Here is an 18558-nt window from a genome sequence, read left to right on the forward strand (position 1 = left end):
CGCGATGAGCGCGCCCAGGATCGACGGCCCCGATGCGCAGGGCGAAGTGCGCCTCGCGGGCGACTGGACCCTCGCGCACGCGCCCGCGCTGGAGCGGTCCGTGGATGCGGTCCGGAACCGTGCGGCCGGAGCGCTGCGCGTGGACGCCAGCGGCGTCAGCCGGCTGGATACGGCCGGAGCCAGCCTGCTGCTGGACCTGGTGGTCGATGCGCCGCCCGATGCCTTGCGCGGCCTGGCGCCGCCCCATGCGCGCCTGCTCGGCGCGGTGGCCGACGCGCGGCAGGAGGCCGCGCCGTCCGCAGCGCCTGCGCCCGGCATCGTGCGCGTCGTGGCCGGCATGGGCGCCGCGCTGGTCGAGGTCTGGCGCAACGCGCTGCGCCTGGTGGCCTTTCTCGGGCATCTTCTTGCCATCCTTCCGGGCGTGCTGGCCTCGCCGCGGCGCTGGCGGCTGACGGCGCTGGTGGTGCAGGTCGAACAGACCGGCCTCAACGCGGTGCCGATCATCGTGCTGCTGACCTTCCTGGTGGGCGCGGTGATCGCCTTCCTCGGTGCCACGGTGCTGCGCGAGTTCGGCGCCGCGCTCTACACGGTGGACCTGATCGTCTATTCCTTCCTGCGCGAGTTCGGCGTGCTGCTCACCGCGATCATGGTGGCGGGGCGCTCGGGCAGCGCCTTCACCGCGCAGCTGGGCTCGATGAAGTCGCGCGAGGAGATCGACGCGATCCGCACCCTCGGGATGAGTCCGATGGACGTGCTCGTGGTGCCGCGCGTGCTGGCGCTGGTGCTGGCGCTGCCGATGCTCACCGTGCTGGCGATGCTGTCGGGCATCTTCGGCGGCGCGGCGGTGTGCGCGCTGGCGCTGGACATCTCGCCGACCATGTACTTCAGCCGCATCCAGGACGTGCTGGAGCTGCGCCATTTCTGGGTGGGGCTGTCCAAGGCGCCGGTGTTCGCGGTGATGATCGCGCTGATCGGCTGCCTGGAGGGCTTCAAGGTCTCGGGCAGCGCGGAATCGGTGGGCCGGCACACCACCTCCAGCGTGGTGCAGTCGATCTTCGTGGTGATCCTGATCGACGCGCTGGCGGCGGTGTTCTTCATGGAGATGGACTGGTGAGCGCGGTGGACGCCGGTGGCCCGGTGATCCGGGTGCGCGGCCTGCGCAACCAGTTCGGCGCGCAGGTGGTGCACGAGAACCTCGATCTGGACGTGCGGCGCGGCGAGATCCTGGGCGTGGTGGGCGGCTCGGGCAGCGGCAAGTCGGTGCTGATGCGCTCGATCATCGGCCTCAACCGCCCGGCGGCGGGCGAGGTGTCCCTGTTCGGGGAGGACGTGACCGCGATGGCGCAGGACGAGCGCGCCCGCATCGACCGGCGCAGCGGCGTGCTGTTCCAGTACGGCGCGCTGTTTTCCTCGCTCACCGTGGCCGAGAACGTCGAGGCGCCGATGCGCGAGCTGCGCAGCCTGCCCGCGCCGCTGATGGCGCGCCTGGCGGCGCTCAAGCTGGCGCTGGCCGGACTCCCCGCGTCCGCGGGAGCCAAGTTCCCGTCGCAGCTGTCCGGCGGCATGGTCAAGCGCGCCGCCCTGGCGCGCGCGCTGGCGCTCGATCCCGAGCTGCTGTTCCTGGACGAACCCACCGCCGGGCTCGATCCCATCGGCGCGGCCGCCTTCGACCAGCTCATCCTCACCCTGCGCGATGCGCTCGGCCTGACCGTGTTCCTCATCACCCACGATCTGGATACGCTGTACACCATCTGCGACCGGGTCGCGGTGCTGTCGCAGCGCCGCGTGCTGGCCATCGACACGCTCGACGCGGTGGCGCAGCATCCCGATCCGTGGATCCAGGACTACTTCCACGGGCCGCGCGGCCGCGCCGCGCAGTCCTCCGCCCAGCGCCACGGACTCTGACGACATGGAAACCCGCGCCAATCACCTGCTCATCGGTGGATTCGCCATCGCGGTGGTGCTGGTCACCCTGGCCAGCCTGCTGTGGCTGGGCAAGTTCGGCGGCGACCGCAACGTCGCCTTCTACGACATCGTGTTTTCCGAATCGGTGATCGGCCTGAGCAAGGGCTCGGTGGTGTCCTACAACGGCGTGCCGGTGGGCGACGTGGTCTCGCTCGCGGTGGATCCCAAGGACCTGGCCCGCGTGGTGGTGCGGGTGCGCATCGGCGATCCGGGCCTGATGCGGCGCGACACCCAGGCCACGCTCGGTTTTGCCGCGGTCACCGGCGTGGCCGACATCCGCCTGTCCGGTGGCTCGCTCGACAGCCCGAAGCTGGCGAGCGACAAGGGCGTGCCGGTGATCATGGCCACGCTCTCGCCGCTGGCCAAGTTCACCGCCTCGGGCGAGGACATCATGGTGAACATCAACGAGGTGGTCACCCGGATATCCGAACTGCTGTCGACGGAAAACCGCGCCCACGTCAGCACGGTGCTCAACAATCTGGACGCGCTGGCGACCACCCTGGGCGAAGAGCGCCAGGCGCTGGGCGAGGCCATCCGGCAGCTGTCGGCCGCCTCGGGCCAGCTTCAGTCCACCCTGGCCAGCATCGAAGGTGCCGCGCGCTCGGCACAGTCGCTGATGAGCGGGCAGGGCGGGCCGCTCGTGGCGGAGTTGCGCCAGACGGTGGAAAAGCTCGATGCGCTGGCCGCCAGCCTGGATGGCCTGGTGAAGGACAACCGCTCCGCGGTGAACAGCTTCAGCCAGCAGGGCCTGCGCCAGGTCGGCCCGGCGCTGGATGAGCTGCGCGCCACGCTGACTTCGCTGCGGGCACTTTCCGAGCAGATCTCGCGCTCGGACAGCCCGCTGCTGGGCAATCCGCAACCCCGGGAGTTCAAGCCGTGATGATTCGCTGGATGTTCGCCTGCGCCGCGTTTGCGCTCGCCGCCTGCAGCGTGCTGCCGGCCAAGCGGCCGGTGGCCCTGTACGCCCTGAGCCAGCCCGCGCCGCAGGATTCGGCGCGCGGACGCATCGACGTCCGGCTGGCGGTGGCGCGACCGCAGGCCAGCGGCCCGCTCGCCACGGCCTGGATCCTGGTGCGCCCGGTTTCCGGTCAGATCGAGGTTTATCCCGCGGCGCAGTGGAGCGAACCCTTGCCCGGGCTGGTGGACAATGCGCTCGTCGAGGCGTTCGAGGCCAGCGGCCGGTTCGCCGGCGTCGAGCGCGCCGCCAGCGGCCTGGCGCACGATGTCGAGTTGGCCACCGAGCTGCGCGATTTCCAGATCGAGCTGGAAGGCGGCCCGGTGGCGGTGATCCGGATCAAGGCCAGCCTGATCGACGCCGCGCGCGGCGAAGCCGTCGTCAGCCGCGTGTTCGAAACCCGCGCTCCCGCCGCGGCGCGCGATGCGGCGGCTGCCGTCACCGCGCTGGATGCGGCCCTGGCAGACGCACTCGCGCAGCTGGTGGCCTGGGTCGTGGCCGGGCACCAGGACGTCGCCACCGGCAATTGATGTGCCGCGCGCGAGACGCGCGCGGCTGATCCCCTGCGCCGCCGAGGCGCGGCGCAGCGCGCCTGCCCGGGCCTGGGCGTTTCCCGAAACCCGATCCCGGACCTGAAGCTCCGCGCTTCGGGGGCTTGCCGTGCGGTGCCTTGGCCGCCCCGCGTCGGCTTGCGCCACGCGACGTTTCCGCGAATGAGAATCTTTCAGCGGAAATCCGCTTGTCGGCTGAAATCCGCCGCTCATCTTAAAGTGTGATGGGTTTCACGCCCAATGTCCGCTCAATTAAACGTGGCAAGGCGAATTTTCTTCGCGTCCCTCGGCTTCGGTCCGGGGTGAACGGCGGGGACGCGACATGGGGAGGCCGCAACCGTGCGGCCTGGGGACGATCAAAGCAGGGGCACATCGACGTGAGCAATCATTTTTTCAGCCGGGCGAGCCGCTGCGAAGTGCGTAGGGCTGCCCGCACGCAGTCATGCACTGGGCGAGAGCCGTCGGCACGGGGCGAGGACTGCGCACCGCGGCAATTTTCGTCCAGGCACCGCACGGGCTGGCTGCTGGCTGCGGGCCTCCTGCTGGCGGGTGCGCCGCTGGCCGTGATCGCGGCACCGTCCATGAGCCTGAGCGCGGTGCCGTCCTCCAGCAGCTACGTGCCCAGCCAGACTGAGACCCTGACCTTCACCTTCGCCAATGCGGTCGGTGCAGATGCGGCGAGCGGTGCGGCACTGTCGCTGGCCCTGCCGACTGGCGTTTCGCTGGAGAGTGCCACCTGCAACGCAAGCACCGGATCGAGCTGCGGAACGACCAGCGGCCTGCCTTCGGGGGGCTCGATCGCCGCCGGCGGGAGTCTCGAGGTCGTTGCCACGCTGAAGTTCGATCTCGCTGCCAGCGGCAGCAAACAGGTGGACGCCACGGGTTCCTCGACCGCGACCGGTGCGACCAGCGTCAGCGCCAGCGCCACGTTCACCCGAACCCCCGCCACCGATCTGGCGGTGAGCGCCGCCGCCGTGGCGACCACGCTGCCGGTCAACAACTGCCCGGCGGAGGCCGCCACCTACACGCCCGGTTGCAAGGCCGAGTACCAGGTGGTGTACGAGAACAGCGGCCCCGATGACGCGGACGGCGCGAAGATTTCGCTTGCGCGCAGCGAATCGGCCTCCGGTGCGCTCACCTGGAGCTGCGCTGCCAATGACAACGCCAAGGCCACCTGCCCGGCGAGCAGCGGCAGCGGTGCGTTCAGCAACACCACGGTGACGAAGTTCAGGACCGGCGGAACGCTCACCTACACCGTGATCGTGCAACATGCGGTGGGCGACACCTACCCGGATGTCGGCGTCACCGGCGGCATTGCGCTTCCGGCCACGCCGGCCGGGATGGTGGACCTCGGTCCCGGCAACGATTCGGCCACCAGCAACACCGCTGCCACTCCGCGCCCGCGCCGCGCCTCGGCGAACCTGGCCGTCACGACGACGGCCAATACGATCGCCAGTCCGGCCACGCACTGCCCCGGTGAAGCGACGCTCTACACCCCGGGCTGCGCGGCAAGCTACACGGTCGAGGTCAGCAACAACGGCCCGGATGCGGCCAATGGAGCTTCGTTCACGCTCAAGCGCAGCGAGGCCGCCGCGGCGGACTTCTCCTGGACCTGCACCGCCAGCGGTAGTGCCGCGTGTCCCGCCGCATCAGGAACGACCCCGCTCGATGCGGTGTCCATCGCAAGCTTCCCGTCCGGCGGCAAGCTGACCTACCAGGTCACGGTGCCGCACGCGTCCAGCGAGCTCGATGCGAGCGTCGGGCTGTCGGCAAGCATCGCCGCGCCCACTGCCGGCACCTCGCCGCCCGTCGACATCAACCTGGGCAACAACGCTGCGGCAGCGTCGCGCACCATCGACCGCCGTGCCGCCCTGCGCGTGGAGAAGCGCGCGACGCAAAACGGCCTGACCATCACCTCGGTTTCGAAGAACGTGGCCTTCGACTACGAAATCACGGTCTACAACGACGGCCCCAGCGATATCGGCAATGCGGCAACCGGTACCGGGACGCCCCCGGTCGGCGGCCCCGGCGCGCTGCTGGCCGACGCGTTCAGCCCTGCGCTCAGGGGTGTCGCCACCTCGCTGTGTGAGCAGGGCACGGGCGAAATTCCCTGCTGGTCGCTGTGCCCCTCGACCCTGGGCTGGTTTCCGCAGGAAGGCGAGCCAGTGGCAGGTACCGGCCCCGCCGGCTGCCCAGTGGAGCTTGTAAAGGATAATGGCAGCGCGATCTCGCAGTCCTTCGCGCTGCGCGCCGGAACCGGCAGCCGCCTGCTGACGCGCGTGGTCGTGCCCTCGGACAGCACCATCACCAGCGTGGACAATACCGCGACGGTGGCTGTGCAGACGTGCGACACGCCGCCCGCCGGCTGCCAGGCGGTGCAGGAAGTTGGCCTTGCGACCGATCGCACCGACACCGCGACCGTCGCTCTGACGGAAGCCTCGCTGGCCACGATCCAGGCCGAGAACGTCGGTGCCGCCAGCGCGGTACCCGGCACCCTGCGCAGCTACAAGATCACGGTCAAGAACACGGCATTCGAGAACCTGCCTTCGGTGGCGGTGAGCGGGCAGTACCCCATGGCCAGCGGAGGCAGCCTGGCCGGCTTCATCCCGGGCACGGTTTACTACCAGTGCCGTGCGTCGGGCGGGGCATGCTGCAACGTGGGAGGTGCCTGCGGTACCAATGCCGATACGCCTGCGGCCTACGGCGACCAGCTCGCGGCCACGGCCATGCTGCCAGCCGGTACCAACGCGCAGGTCGTCTATACCGTGACCGGCATGCTCGATCCGCGCGGCACCGAGGCCGATACGCTCGGCCTGGATGCCAGCGCCGCGTGGGGCACCAGGACCGCGACCAGCCACGTCGATACGGCCCTCGCGCCAGTTCGCAACCTGACCATCCACAAACGGCTCGTGGGGCGTCAGGATGCCGGTGGCGTCGCCACGCTCAGCTACGAGATCACCGCCACCAACAATGGTCCCAGCCACGCGCCGCAGGTCGGCCTGACCGATCCGGCATCTCCGACCACCGACTTCGATTTCACCGCGGCGACCTGGAACTGTGCCGCGATTCCCGCACCCGCGCCTGCGATCGCACCGGAAGACACGAAGTGCATTGCGGCACCAGGCACCGGTACCGGTGCCATCGCGCCAGGCAGTCTGGCACTCGACCTGATGCCCGGCGGTCGCGCCGTGGTCGCGCTGTCTGTCCCGGTCTCCACCAGCGCCGGTGCGCAGGTGACCAACACCGCGCGGCTGACCCTGGGTGGCATTACCAAGGAGTCAAGCGTCACCACCACGCTGCAGACCACCTATACGCTCAACGTCGAGAAGGACGATGGAACGGATTTCGCGCACCCCGGCGATGACCACACGTACGCCATCTCCGTGGCCAACGAAGGGCCCCACGATGCCTATGACGTGCAGGTCAGCGATGTCATGCCCAGTGCGCTGCAGAACGTGCAGTGGACCTGTGCCGCAACGTCGCCGGTGCCCGGCGACCTGACCGAGTACCTGGGCCAGGATTCCTCCGATCCGCTCATGGTCAGCCCGGGCGGACGTCCGGGCAGCGCGCTGGCGCTGTCCGCCGACGGCCGTCACGTCTATGCGATCGGGCGCAATGCCGACAATGTTGCCTCGATCTACACCTATGCACGCCAGGCCACGCCTGGACTGGGGTACGGCAGCATCGCGCGTGACCCGATCGATATCGAAGTCGACGGCGTGGATGACCTCTCCGATACCGGTTCGGTCGTGGCCGGGATGGCCAACCCGATCGATCTGGCGCTGCGCCCTGATGGCGCGGTGCTCTATGTCCTCTCGGCGGGGGCCGGCGGCGGCAGCATTGCGGTGTTCCACCGCGTCACCAGCCCGGTGGATCCCGAGCACGGCCGCCTGTCCTTTGCCGGATCCGTGGCGACCGGTATCGACACGCCGCGCCGCCTCGTGGTCAGCCCGACGCGCATCTATGTGTCCGGATCGCACGGCGGCAGCCAGCATCGGATCGAAGCGTATCGCCCGGACAGCAGCAACCAGCTTCCCATCGCCGTTCCCGCGGCAGGCGCGGACGCCCCGGTGAACGCGGGCCCGATGGCGATCAATGCGGCCGGGACGCGTCTGTTCGTGGCCTCGACCACGACCTCGGCGGTCGCGCGCTATGCCATTGCGACCAGCGGTGCAAACGCGGGTGCGCTGAGCGCCGACGGCAGCCCGCTCGGCGCTGCCGTCGCCGGTCTTGTCGGCATCAACGACATGGTCCTGGCCGGCAACGGCCGCGATCTCTACGTCCACGCCGGCAGCGGCGCGGCGGGGCGCATCGGCTACGTCAAGTCCGAGGCCGTCGGGATGTCGGTCGGTCTTATTCCCGTCCTGGACGCGACCGGAACGGGGCTCCTCGGCAATCCGCTGAGTCTCGCGCTGTCGCCGGACGGCGAGCACCTGATCGGCGTGAACAAGGGCAGCGATGCCATGTTCAGCGTGCGCCGCAATCCCGTCAGCGGCGGCCTGGCCGTCGATGGTGCGGGCATCCTGCAGTTCCAGGACGTGCTGCGCCGCACCGCGGTCCCGGGCGCGATCGAGGCCCGTGGCCTCGACATGCCCGCGGCGGTCGCGGTGACCCACGACAACCGCCATGTCATTGTCGCCTCGGCCAGTGAGACCGGCACCGTCGGCCCGATCGTGGTGTTCGCGCGCCGCGCGCCGCCGCCGCAGCTGGGCTTCATCGAGCGCGATGCGCAGGGCGAAGGGGCGATCGATGCGCTCACCGGGCCGTCCGATCTGGCGATCCGGGATGGTGATGTCTACGTATTGAGTCAGGTCGATTCCTCCATCAGCCTGTTCAAGCGGCGTCCTGCGCTGATCGGTACCGACGAAGATGGCCGCCACCTCGAATTCAACGCGGTGTGGCGCAACCAGCAGGGCGGGGTCAGCGGCATGCAGCGGCCCGATCGGATCCTGATCAGCGCCGATGGGTTGTCCGTGTTCGTCACCAGCCTCGACGGCGATTCGCTCACCGTGTTCCGCCGCGATGCGGGCACGGGATTGCTGACGTTCGCCACCAGCTTCACCCGCACTTCCGGCTCCGGCCATCCGGGTCTGCTGGGTGCCTACGGCATGGCGATGGATCCGGACGCCGGCTATCTCTATGTCGCCGGCTCCTACGAGGCGAGCATCGCGATTTTCCAGTACCAGCCGACGGCACCCGACCGCCTGTCCTACGTGGGTTCGGTGGCGGGCGGGCAGAATGGCGTGACCGGCATGAGCGGCATCCGCGACCTGGTCGTGGCCGGCAGAAACGGCCAGTACCAGCTGCTGGGCGTGGCCGCGACGGCAAACACCGTCGTGGTGTTCGACCAGGTGGCGGGCGGGCAGTTGGCGTTCGTGCATGCGCTGGGCCTGGGTGCCAACCAGCGTCCGATGGCGCTGGCCCTGTCGCCCTCGATCAATGACAGCGACAACACCCACGTCTACGTCGCCGCGCAGAACAGTTCGTCCCTGCACATCCTGCAGCGCGTGCTCGATACCAGCAGCCCGCAGGCCGGCCGAGTGCGCCTCATCGGCACGCTGAAGGCGGGCGTCGACGCGCCCGCGCTGATGACCGGGCCGCGCGACGTGGCCGTCAGCGCCAACGGCAAGCGCCTCTATGTCGCCGCTGAATTCGGCTCCAGCCTCGTGGCCTTCGACCGCTACGACAATTCCGGCAGCGCACTCTATGGCCAGCTCGTGGTCTCCGAGGTGCGCACCCAGGACGTGGATGCGGTGGATGGCATCCGCTCGCCCTATGCCGTGGTCGTCTCGGGAGATTCGCGCAACGTGTACATGGCCGGCTTCGGCAGCGATGCGGTCGCGTCCTTCTCGGTCGGGACCGGGTCGAGCTGCAGCGCGTCGGGCGCGGGCGACATCAATGATGTGGTGACAATCCGCGCCGGTGGCGCGGTCGTTTACACCGTCAACTCGAAGATTCGCCCGGATGCCACCGGCACGCTGGTCAATCTGGCCGAAGCCAGCGGCACAGGCAGCACCGACTTCGATGCCGACAGCACCACGCTGCTGACCTCGGCGCGACTCGAGCTCACCAAGACCAATAACCAGGCCGCGGTCATCCCCGGCACCGAGGTGACCTACGACCTGACGATTCGCAACACCGGGCCGGGCAACGTGGCCGGACTGGGCGATCCGTCCCTGGCCAACGTGGAGGATCTGTTCGGCTGCACCAGCGTTGGCGGCGGCTTCGATTGCAGCGCCTCGCCCTTCGTGCCCGGATCGATTTCCTGGACCTGTGCGGCCTCCGGGTCGGGTGCGCTGGACTTCCTGTCTGCCTATACCGATGGCGTGGGCGGCGTGGAGGGACTGGCGGGCGTGGGCTCGCTGGCGATCATCCCGCGCGGCGACAGCGCCGATCCGCAGGCGGTGCGCGCGAGCTTCCTGGTCGGGGCCAGCGTCGACGACGACGCCCTGGTCTTCTTCCAACGCGATGCCCAGACCGGGGCCCTGACCTATCACTCGCGCATCGACCACACCGCCGGCGTGCCGCTGGAAGGCGCGCGTGCGGTCGCCGTGGGCGGCGGCGGCCGCCTGCTGTTCGTGGTCAGCCGGCGCTCGGACAGCCTCAACGTGTTCTCCCTTTCCGGCAGTGACACCGAGTCGCTGATCGTCACCCACCGCGCCGCGATGAAGAATCCCGCCCTGCCGGGGCTGGATCAGGCCCTGCACCTGGCGGTGCTGGCGGCCGACGGCGACGGTGACGGCACGCCCGATACCGATCATGTGTATGTGGCCGGTGCCAACGATCACGCGGTGGCGGCCTTCGTCTACAGCCGCGCCACCGGCAACCTGAGCCACCTCGGCAGCCTGGTGAACGGGCAGGGCGGCGTGGAAGGCCTGGCGGATGTGGAATATCTCGTCGCCAGCCCCGACGGCGCGCACGTCTATGCGATCTCCGGCAGCACCGGCAGCGCGACCCTGCTGTTGCGCAACCGCACCTCCGGCTCGCCGGATTTCGGCAAGCTCGCCTTTGGCGCGCGCTTCAGCGGCAGCATCCTGGGCGTGGCGATGAACGGCGCATCCTCGGCCGCGTTCGATGCCGCCGGCAAGCGCCTGTACCTGACTGCGGCGGATGCCAATCGCGTGGTGGTGCTGAACCGGGTCGACGATCCGGGCGCGGGCAACTTCGGCACCCTCACGCTGGCCTCCTCGCTCGGCCAGGGCGAGCAGGGCGCGCGCGGCCTGCTCAATCCGCGCCGTTCACAGCTCAGCGGCGATGGCCAGCACCTCTATGTCACCTCGCAGGCCGGTGCCACCCTGGCCTGGTTCTCGGTGCATCCGCAGACCGGCGCGCTCACTTACCTCGGCATCCGCTCCAACAACAGCGGCGGCGTGGCAGGGCTGGGCGGCGCCACCGGCCTGGTGCTCGATCCGCAGTTCGACCAGGTTTACGTGGCCGGCACCCTGGATCGCGCCATAGCGCACTTCCAGCGCCAGTCCGACTCGTGGTGTCCCGCCAGCGGTACCGGCCCGCTCGGGCCGTCGGTTACCTATCCGGGTGGCGTACCGGTCAACATCGCCGCCGGCGGGCGGGTGGTGTTCCACCTCACCGCGCGCGTCGCCAGCGGCCTGGTCGGGAACCTGACCAACCTCGCTACCGTCAAGTGGGAATCGGCAAGCTGCAGTGGCGGGCAGGGCACGGCGCTGGGCGGCTGCAACCTCAGCGCACAGGACACCGATGTCCCGTCGAACCTCGCCGATCTTGGTATCACCAAGGACGATGGCCTGGCCGAGTTCGATGGCCTGGCCGGCGCGGTGGCGCTGGCCGCCGACGAAAACAACGTGTACGTTGCCGCACCCTCGGACAACGCCATCGGCACCTTCCTGCGCCAGGCCGGTGCCTCGGGCAACGTCGGGCTGCGCCAGATCGGGGCGGTTCGCAGCGGCAGCGCGGGGATCTCGGGCATTTCCGGCGTGCGCGACATCGTGGCCAGCGCCGATGGGTTGCACCTGTATGCGGCAAGCCCGGTCGACAACGCCGTCGCCAGCTTTGCGCGCGACGCGGGCGACGGTCGCCTGACCCAGATCGACATCGACCGGAACGGCCTGCTCGGCGTCACCGGACTGTCCGGCGCGCGCGCCCTGGCGCTGTCGCCCGATGGCGAGCATGTCTATGTCGCCAGCGCCTTCTCCAACGCCGTGGCGGTCTTCCGCCGCCAGTCCGACCCCGCCGCCGCCGATGCCGGAACCCTGGCGTTCGCGGGCGTGGTCCAGGCCGGCATCGGCGGGGTCAGCGGCATCGAATCCCCGCGCGCGCTGGAGGTCAGCGGCGACGGCGAGCACCTGTACGTGGTGGGCGACAGCGGTTCGCTGGTGGCTTTCAAGCGCAACACCATCGCGGGCAGCGCCAACTTCGGCCTCCTCACGCAGATGAACCCGACGTACCAGAACGGCACCGGTGCCATCGTGGGCATGGACGGACTGCGTTCGCTCGCCCTGTCGGCCGATGGCACGGTGCTCTGGGTTCTGGGCAGCGAGGCCGGCACCCTGGTCCGCTTCCTGCGCAATCCGGCCGACGGCCGGCTGGAGTTCGCCCCGCATCCGGGTGCCAGCAGCGTGTTCCAGGCCCCCGAGCTGGTCGGGGCCACGCGCCTGCGTCTGGGCGCGGACGGGAACCTCTACGTCGCGGCCACCGCGTTCGACGGCATCGTGGTGCTGTCGCTGGATACCGATGGGGTTCCCGCGCTCGCCGCGGTGGTCAGGAACGGCGACATCCCGGCCGATCCGGCGCTGCCGCGCGTGGACGGTCTGGGCGGGACCGCGGACGTGGCCTATGTGAACGACGGGCAGGGCTGGCTCTATGCGGCCGGCGGCGGCGATTCCGCGCTGGCGGCCTTTGCCCAGGCCGGCGCGACGCCGGACTACCTGGGCGCGTTGTTCGACGGCCTGGGCGGTGTGGCACCGGGTGATCAGGTCACCTACACCATCGAGGTCACCAACCACGGCCCGAGCAGCGTGTCGCGCGCCCGCGTGGCCGACCAGTTCCCGCCCGAGTTCCAGCAGGTTTCCTGGACCTGTGTCGGCTATGCCGGCGGCAACTGCGCGCCGAGCGGGCAGGGCAACATCGATCTGGAAGTGAACCTGCCGGCCGGAGGCCAGGTCCGGTTCCTTGCCACCGGCACCGTTCGGGCCAAGGCCACCGGACGCCTGGCCAACACCGCCACGGTGGAAGCCATCGGCGTGCTCGATTCGAACCAGTCCAACAACTCGGCGACCGACTCGGACACCGTACTCTCACCCGCCGTGGACCTGTCGATCCAGGCGGACGACAACGGCTGCGACCTGGGCGATCCGGGCTGTACCGAAGTCACGCAGGCTACGCCGGGCGGTTCCATCGCCTATCGCGTGGTCGCCGCCAACGCCGGTCCGACCTACGCCGCCGGTGCCATTCTCGACGACAGTCTGCCGGCCGCGCTTTACGACGTGGCCTGGGTCTGCACGCCGACCCCGCAGGCCGGCCTGCTGGCGGAGGTGTCCACCGCCGCGCCCGACAACGATGTCGCCTACACCGCCGTGGCGGTGGATGCGCTGGGACTGCACGTTTACGCGGTCGGTCGCGTCGATGAGGGCAGTGGCCCGCGTGACACCGTGGCCGTGTTCGTGCGCGATCCCCTCACCGGCGCGCTGTCGTGGCTGCATGCGTATATCGACGGCGTCGCCGGCACCGCCCCCGACGGCAGTGCCGAACCGATGGTGCGCGGCATCACCGGCGCGGTCGATATCGTGATATCCCCGGACGGGCGCTTCGTCTACGTCGCAGGTCGGGATGCCGACGCCATCGCGGTGTTCTCGCGCGATGCGGCCACCGGCCTGCTGACCTGGCTGTCGAAGGTGCAGGACGGCGAACTGGGCGTGGACGGCATCGGCGGCATCAGCACGCTGGCGCTGGCACCCGATGGCCGCCACCTTTACGCCGGCGGTGCCGCCGAGCAGGCGTTGGCCGGGTTCGCGCTGGATGCGGGCAGCGGCGCGCTGGTCCAGATCGCGCTCTTGCGCCAGGGACAGGGCGGCGTCAACGGATTGAACGGCATTTCCGATCTCGCGTTCGGGCCGGAAGGCGCGGTGCTGTTCGCCACCGCCACCACCAACCGCTCGATCACCGCATTCCGCCGCGCCGTGGCGAATGGTGCCCTCAGCTACGCCGTCGGCATCGAAGACGGGCAGGTGGGAGTCGGCGCTTCGCTGCTTGCGCCGTCCGCCGTGGCGGTCGATGGCGACCAGGTGTTCGTCGCCGATGCGCTGGGCGATGCGGTCAACCGGCTGCGCTTCGTCGATGGTGCAAGCCCGACTTTCGAGCTGGATGAAGTGATCGCGCTGGATACCGACGGAGCCAACGGCACCCAGCAGCCGGTCGCGCTGGCCTACGCGGCCGACCAGGCCCGGCTCTACGTGGCCTCGGCCGCGAGCAGCCAGCTGCATCTCTACAGCCTGCTCGATACCCAGGCCGAGCGTCTGGCGAGCTACACCACCGCGCTGTCGGTGGCGATGAACCAGCCGTCGGCGATGGTGCTGGCACCCGAATCGCGCCAGCTCTACCTGGCGTCTTCCGCCGATGGCGTCGTGGCGACGCTGGCGCGCGAGCACGGCTCACGCTGTCCGCTCAGCGGCGTCGGCGGCCTGGCCGGAACCCGGGTCGACGTGGCACGGAATGGTTCGGTGCGGTTCGATCTCACGGCCCGCGTGTTCGCCAACGCGAGCGGGCCGCTCACCTATGCGGTCGGCATCGATCCGCGCGTCCTGGCCCACGAGTCCAATCCGGTCGACAACCGTGCCAGCGACACCGATCAGCTGGTGCCGGCTCCGGACCTGGAAACGGTCAAGGAGCGCCTTACCGCTGCGGCCGACGTGGTGGCCGGACTTCCGGTGAATTACCGGATCACCTCGGTCAACCATGGCGTGTCCGATGCGCTCGGGGCATGGATCGAGGACGATCTGCCGCTGTTCCCGGCGGAGCCGGCGGGCCTGGTTCCGGACTCCGGTGCCTGGAGCTGTGCCGCCAATCTGCCCCTGGCCGATGCCGGCGGCATCGCCAGCAGCCTCGATCCGCGCGTGGCCGACCTGTCCGCCCTGGCGGCCACGCCCGATGGCCGGCGCTGGTTCGGCGTGAGCCAGAGCGGCAGCGCGCTGGTGGACGTGGCGCTGGATGCCGCCGGCGACATCGCGAGCCTGACGCGCTATGTGGATGGCGACAGCGCGGGAGCGGGGACCATCGCCGGCCTGGCCGGTGCCTCGCACCTGGCGGTGTCACCGGACGGCGCGCACCTTTACGTGACCGGCGCGGGCAGCAACAGCCTGCTTGCCTTCCGCATCACCGCCACCGGCCTGGAGTTCCTGCACAAGCTCACCTCCGGTACCGACGGCGTCACCGGCCTGATCGGCGCGCGCTTCGTCACGCTCTCGCGTGACGGGCGCTTCGTCTACACCGCCGCCGTGCCGTCCTCGGCTGCCAACAGCGCCATCGCCCTGTTCCGCCGCGATACCGACACCGGCACGCTCGGCTTTGTCGAACGCATCCAGGATGGGCTGGGAACCTTCCAGCCCGACAGCAACGTGATCCGCGGCGTCAAGCGCCTGCACCTGAGCGATGACGGGCACCACCTGTACGCCCTGGCCACGGTGTCGCAGGCGCTGTCGCGTTTCGAGATCGACGCCAACACCGGCGTGCTGCGCTACCTCGGCGTGCAGCGCGGCACCGGCAGCGGCGCGCTGCCGGCCCTGGCGGGCGTGCGCGACATGGTGTCGACGCCTGCCGATGGACAGCTCTACGTTCTGGGCAACGCGGGCATCAGCGCATTCTCGCGCGCCCTCAACGGCAGCCTGACGCCGGGTGATACCTGGGCGGTGCCCGATCCGGCGGCCGCCCGTGCGCTGGCCATCGACACCTGGGGGTCGCGCCTGTATCTGGCCGATGCGCAGGGCGTCGTGCAGCTGTACGCGCGGCGCTGGAGCGACGGTGCGCTGGAAGCCCGCTTCGTCCTGCCTGCGGCCAGCGCGGTCGACGCAACGGCACTGCTGCACGTGCCCGCGCTGGGCCAGCTGCTGCTGGCACAGCCGGGTGTCGATGGTGGCCTGGCACGGATCGACGAACAGCCGATCTCGCGTTGCCTTGCGGCCAGCGGCGGCGACGCCGGCCTGCCGGTCGGCATCGATCTGGGCGTGGGCGGCAGCTCGGAGCTGGACTACGGTGCCACCGTCCATCCCAGCGCGCGCGGCAACCTCGTCAACGTCGCGCGCGCCGTGCCCGGCTCGGGCAGCGATCCGAACGCGGCCAACAACGACGGCAGCGACCAGGCCCAGATCAACGTCATCTCCGACATCTCGATCGCCAAGACCGGCCCGGCCGGCGCGATCGCCGGCGAAATCGCCGAATACGTGATCACGGTCGAGAACCTCGGGCCGAGCGACGCACTGGGCGTGCACATCGTCGATCCGCTGGAGGCGAGCCGCTTCGCTGGTGCGACCTGGACCTGTGCGGCCACGGGTGGATCCATCTGTACGGCACCGAGCGGCTCGGGCACCTCGCTCGATGCGCAGGCCGATGTCATGGTCGGCGGCAGCGTCACCGTGACCCTGCGCGCCCGCGTCCATCCGCGCTGGGTCGGTCCACTGCTCAATTCCGCCTACGTCCAGCCCGAGCCGGGATCGGTCGATCCCACGCCCGGCGATCAGGTGGCGGTACCGGTCACCACCCAGGTACTGCGTCGCCCGAATCTTTCGATCACCAAGACCAACGGCGTATCCAGCTCGATGGCGGGCCTGCCGCTGGGCTACACCATCACGGTCAGCAACGTCGGGCCATCGGATGCGCCCAACGCGCTGGTCCAGGACATCCTGCCGGCGGTGCTGGTGGGTGCGACCTGGACCTGCACGCCGACGCTCGGTACCGGCAGCTGCCAGTCCGTGGGCGAGGGTTCGATCAACGATACCGTGGATATTCCGGTGGGCGAATCGTTGGTCTACCAGGTCAGTGCGACCCTGGTCTCCTCGGCCACCGGCATGCTCGTCAACACCGCGAGCGTGCAGGTGCTGGGCGATGCGCTCGATCCGGACACCTCCGACAACGCGGCCACCGACACCGACACCATCCAGACCAGCGCCGATCTGGCGGTGACCGCGCATGCGCCGGACGCCTACGACCCGGGCAGCCCGGTGGCGATGGAGCACCGGGTCGAAATCGCGAACGGCGGGCCGTCGGACGCGGGCCAGACCGTGGCGGCCTATTCCTTCAGCCATCCGATACAGGCGGTCGGTTCCGGCTGCAGCCAGGTCACGCCGGTACGCGTGGACTGCAGCTTCGCCAGCATTCCCGCCGGTACCGTGGCCACCGCGTCGCTGGCTCTGACCCAGCTTCCGGCCGTGGGAAGCACGTTGACCTCGACCGTCCAGGTCGCTTCGCAGACCGGCGATCCGGCACCGGCCAACAATACCGACAGCACCAGCACCTTGATGTTCACGGGTGTGGATCTGGCGGTGTCGATCGACGATGGCCGCATTGGCCTGGCACCTGCCGACACCAGCGTCTACGTCATCCGCGTGCGCAACGACGGCTCGGTGGATGCGATCGATGCGCGCGTGGAATCGCCGCTCGCGGCCGAACTGATCGATGCGGCCTGGCAGTGCGCGGCGAGCGGCGGCGCGACCTGCGGCACTGCCAGCGGCGTGGGCGGCATCGACGAACTGGTCGATGTTCCCGCCGGTGCCGTGGTCACCTTCACCCTCACCGCGACCGTCGATCCGGCCATCAACGTGATGGTCCACGAGACCATCGTGCAATCGGTGCAGGCAACGGCCGATCCGGCCCAGGTCGAGGTCAGCACGCAAAACAACTTCGCCAGCGACACCAACGAGGTCTTCAAGGTCATCTTCAAGGACGGCTTCGAGGACTCCAATCGCCCCTATTCGGGTGCGGACGCCGCGCCGCTGCGCTGGCTGGTGCCCTGGTTCCTCCGTTCGACGCCCGATGCCGCACGTTCCTCCTCCCCGGAGCCGGCATCGGTGCGTCGGGCCTTGTACGACGGGGAGGGCGCAGCATGAAGGTTCCAGCCAAAACGGCGGCTCTCGCACTGCTGGGCATGTTCGCGGCCGGCGGAGCGTGCGGCTGGCTCGGCGCACGCATGATGCACGCCCCGGCCGGGCAGGCCGCTCCGGCGCAGTGGGTTGCGCGGATCGGCGACCAATACATCAGCGTCGATGCGTTCGTGGACGAGATGAAGCGCCGCGGCGGCGATCGCCCCGGGCAGTTCCAGGACATGGAGCAGAAACGTCGCCTGCTCGATGACCTGGTCTATCGCGCCGCGCTGGTGGCGGCGGCCGAGCGCACCGGGCTGACGGTGCAACCGGACGTGCGCCTGGCCGTGGACCAGGTGATTTCCAACCGCTACGTGCAGAGCACGCTGCGCGACGCCCAGCGTGAGGTCAGCGTCACCGATGACGAGGTGGCGAAGTACTACGCCGAGCACGCCACCGACTACACGGTGCCGGCGCGCAAGCGCGCCGCAATGCTGAAGATTTCCGTGGCCGCGAACGCGGGCGACGCGGCTTGGGTCGATGCGACGCAGCGGATGCAGGCGGCGCGCACCAAGGCCGCCGGGCTCGATGCCCGCGTGCCGCACTTCGGGCCGCTGGCGATCGAGGTATCCGACGACGACGCCACGCGCTATCGCGGCGGGGTGATCGGCTGGATCGCCGAAGGCAGCAGCGCGCGCTATGCCTACGACCGCGCCGTGCTCGACGCGGTGCGCGAACTGGAAAATCCCGGTGACCTTTCGCCGGTATTGCGCGGTGCCGACGGCGTCTATCTGGTGCGCCTGGTGGAGAGCGAGCCGCGCCAGTCGCGCACGCTCGAACAGCTTGCCGCCGGCATCCGCCAACGCCTGATGCAGGATCGCCTGCAGGCCGCCGAGACGCAGTTCCGCCAGCAGCTCATGCGTCAGGTCGGGGTCGAGGTGCGGGAGTCGGCGCTGGCCGCCATCGCGCCCGTCGGACCACCCGCCAACACCACGCCGCCACAGCCACCCGCCATGCCCCAGGACCAGGGATGAATCTCGCC

Annotated in this window: 6 protein-coding genes; all 6 read left to right on the top strand. The window is 69.9% G+C overall.

The window, feature by feature from the left end:
- Positions 1 to 4: 4 nt before the first annotated feature.
- The gene (locus WB794_RS08405; protein ID WP_337335404.1) at positions 5 to 1114 is read left to right on the top strand and encodes an ABC transporter permease; all 1110 of its coding nucleotides are present in this window, start codon (positions 5 to 7) and stop codon (positions 1112 to 1114) included.
- On the top strand, positions 1111 to 1905 hold the full coding sequence (locus WB794_RS08410; protein WP_337335405.1) for an ABC transporter ATP-binding protein: 795 nt from the start codon (positions 1111 to 1113) through the stop codon (positions 1903 to 1905). Before WB794_RS08405 ends, WB794_RS08410 begins: the two co-directional genes overlap by 4 nt.
- Before the next feature lie 4 nt (positions 1906 to 1909).
- Positions 1910 to 2845, top strand: a complete 936-nt coding sequence (locus WB794_RS08415) for an MlaD family protein (RefSeq protein WP_337335406.1) — start codon at positions 1910 to 1912, stop codon at positions 2843 to 2845.
- A complete protein-coding gene (locus WB794_RS08420) occupies positions 2845 to 3450 on the top strand; it encodes an ABC-type transport auxiliary lipoprotein family protein (protein WP_337335421.1) in 606 nt (201 codons plus the stop codon). The genes WB794_RS08415 and WB794_RS08420 overlap by 1 nt, the downstream gene beginning before the upstream one ends.
- 602 nt (positions 3451 to 4052) lie before the next feature.
- Positions 4053 to 17543, top strand: coding sequence for a beta-propeller fold lactonase family protein (locus WB794_RS08425; protein WP_337335407.1), 13491 nt, complete (start codon positions 4053 to 4055; stop codon positions 17541 to 17543).
- The gene (locus WB794_RS08430) at positions 17540 to 18550 is read left to right on the top strand and encodes a peptidylprolyl isomerase (RefSeq protein WP_337335408.1); all 1011 of its coding nucleotides are present in this window, start codon (positions 17540 to 17542) and stop codon (positions 18548 to 18550) included. The genes WB794_RS08425 and WB794_RS08430 overlap by 4 nt, the downstream gene beginning before the upstream one ends.
- Positions 18551 to 18558: the final 8 nt, after the last annotated feature.

The organism is Denitratimonas tolerans (assembly GCF_037203605.1).
GTDB lineage: Bacteria > Pseudomonadota > Gammaproteobacteria > Xanthomonadales > Xanthomonadaceae > Denitratimonas > Denitratimonas tolerans.